Here is a 2,413-nt window from a genome sequence, read left to right as displayed (position 1 = left end):
CACGCCGGGTAGCCGGGCTCCCGGCGGTATCCGGCGGACACCGGTGGGCCGGCATCGGGTGCGGAGAACCCGGCGGCGGCCAGCACCCGGTCCTCGCCGGGCGCGGCGGCCTGCCCGGTGAGCCGGACCACGGGGCGGGTGCCGAGCAGGGGGTGGGTGTAGCGGCGGGCGGTGACCGGCTCGCCGCCTGCCGTGCCGGCGGGCGCCAGGCCCGTGTCCAGCGCGCTTCGGTCAGCGGTCATCGGTCGTCCTCCCCGCGTGGATCAGCTCTGCCATGCGCACACCCTCGGACCAGGCCACCGGGCCGACACCGCCCAGCGCGACGGGCCGTTCCGAGGCGTCCACCCACAGCAGCCGCCCGGTCTCGGCGGGGAGGCCGGGATCGTCGGACCCCAGCCAGTAGCGGGCCTGCAGACCTACGCCGCCCTCGGCGATCCGCACCATCGCGAACCCGCCGCGCATGACGAAGCCGTACCGGGCGGCGCGGGCGGTGGCGTGCCGCAGCTCCGCGAACTCGCCCCCGGCGTAGTCGTCGAGGCCGATGGCCGCGGCGTCGACGGCGTCCGGCCGGCGGTGGACCTCACGGGCGAGCTGCGGGACGCCCTGCGCGGCCTCGCGGGCGGCGAGCAACTCCCGCCACTTCTCCGCGTCGGGCAGCAGGACCGGATGCGGCAGGGATACGGGGCCCACCGGTGGGGTGTGCGCGCCGCCGTCCCGGCCGGCCAGGCCCGTACGCCCCTCCTCGGTCACCTCCGTGAGCAGACCCGTCCGCCCGCCGACGACCACCACGAGGTGCTCCAGGGCGGACCGCCAGCCCGGGTCTGGCCACACGCGGGCCAGCAGGGCGGCGGGCACCGGAACGCCGGCCAGCAGCCAGGACTCCGCGGTGGCCCGGCACTCCTCCTCGTGCCGCACCAGCCGCTCGCCCAGCTCCGCCAGTCTCTCGCCCGCCGCGCTGCCGCGCACGGCTCTGGGGACGGACCGGAGCACGCGGCCGTCGGACTTGCGGCATCTGAGAACGGTTCCGTCCAGGGCCAGTTCGTGGCCATGGGTGGCGGGAACCCACACGAGTGGAGTCGACATGCCGGGCATCGTGCCAGCCCTCTGTGACAGCCGGCTCTCTATGTGCGTTTACGCCCCCGGTTACTCCGTATGTCAAGCGCCGGACAAGGGGGCTTCAAGGGGGATCTGCGACAGTTCCCGCCGAAGACCCGGTCCGCGCTCGGGAAGGCCGCACGTCGGATGGATGGGGGACACCTTCGCCATGCCCGGAACTCATCGCCTCAATGCCATTCCCCTCGTCGAGCGCGATTACCAGTTGCGTCTGCTGGAGGTCGCCGTCGGCTCCTGCCGGAACGGAGCCGGCGGCCTCGTCGTCGTCGAAGGGCGCTTCGGGACCGGGAAGACCTCCCTCCTGCACGCGGCGCACGAGCACGCCCGCGCCGCCGGGTTCACCGTCCTCCGCGCGCGCGGCAGCGAGTTCGAGAGCGCCTTCCCGTACGGGATCGTGCGCCAGCTCTTCGAGCCGTACCTGGGGTCCGCCCCGGCCGCGGTACGCGCCGCAGCCGTCGCCGGCCCCGCCGCGCCGGCCGCGCCGCTCTTCGACCACCGGCACCCGGTCGCGTACGGCGAGCTGCCGCGGTGCCGGCACGAGGCGATCCTGCGCGGACTGCACTGGATGCTCGTCAACATGAGCCGGCGCAATGCCGTCCTGCTGCTCCTCGACGACCTGCACCTGGCGGACGCCGCGTCGCTGCGCTTCCTGCGGTACGTCGAGGACCGGCTGGACGGCCATCCCGTGCTCTGCGTCGCGGCGAACACCCCGGTCGGCTGCGGCGCGGACAGCGAGGTCACCCACGCGCTCCGCGGCTCCGCCGCGGGGCGCTCCGTTCCCGTGGACGTGCTCAGCGAGAAGGCCGTGGGAGAGGTCCTCGGTACGGTCCTGGACGCGGAGCCCGATCCGGAGTTGGCGTACACGGCCCGGTCGGTCACCGGCGGGAACCCCTGCCTGCTCAGCGAACTCGTCGGTGAACTGCGGCGCCGCCCGGGGCCGGAGGCGCCGTGGGAGCCCGGACTCGTGCGCAGGGCCGGGCCGTTGAAGGTCGCCAGGGCCGTGCACCGCTGGGTGGGGCACGTACCGCGGGAGCACCGGGAGGCGGCCCGGCGGCTCACCGACGCGCTTGCCGTCGTGGACGGCGGCGCCGGGTACGGCGAGCTGGCCGAGGTCACCGGGCTCACCCCGCGCGAGGTCGGGGAGGTGGTCGGCGTGCTCACCGGCATGGGCATCGTCGAGGCGCGCCTGCCGCCCCGCTTCGCCCATCCCCTCGTGCGCAACGCCGTCTACGCGCACATGAGCCACGCGTCCCGCTACCGGGTGCACTCCAGCGCGGCGCAGGCCCTCGCCCGCGGGGGC

The 2,413-nt window shown here is 75.3% G+C and carries 3 protein-coding genes; 1 reads left to right on the top strand and 2 read right to left on the bottom strand.

Annotated features, from left to right (window positions below; all coding sequences use genetic code 11):
* Both H5J30_RS27485 and H5J30_RS27480 read right to left on the bottom strand, forming a co-directional pair.
* Positions 1-242: hypothetical protein (locus H5J30_RS27485; RefSeq protein ID WP_181790009.1), on the bottom strand; the 242-nt coding region annotated here is incomplete at its 3' end.
* The gene (locus tag H5J30_RS27480) at positions 232-1,083 is read right to left on the bottom strand and encodes a DUF4132 domain-containing protein (protein ID WP_258563561.1); all 852 of its coding nucleotides are present in this window, start codon (positions 1,081-1,083) and stop codon (positions 232-234) included. The genes H5J30_RS27480 and H5J30_RS27485, both read right to left, overlap by 11 nt.
* A 163-nt stretch (positions 1,084-1,246) precedes the next feature.
* On the opposite strand from H5J30_RS27480, the gene H5J30_RS27475 reads away from it, so the two are divergent.
* Positions 1,247-2,413 (top strand): AAA family ATPase (locus H5J30_RS27475; protein WP_181790008.1); only part of this gene is annotated, 1,167 nt, incomplete at its 3' end.

Origin of the sequence: Streptomyces phytophilus (genome assembly GCF_013870535.1) — a bacterium.
In the GTDB taxonomy this organism is placed as follows: Bacteria; Actinomycetota; Actinomycetes; order Streptomycetales; family Streptomycetaceae; genus Streptomyces; species Streptomyces phytophilus.
Note: the sequence above shows the minus strand (reverse complement) of the source record. Positions and strands in the feature narration are given on the sequence as shown.

What these genes read in the sequence shown, in the direction of transcription:
- H5J30_RS27480 (WP_258563561.1), bottom strand. Translation starts at nt 1,083, where the DNA reads ATGTCGACTCCACTCGTGTGGGTTCCCGCCACCCATGGCCACGAACTG.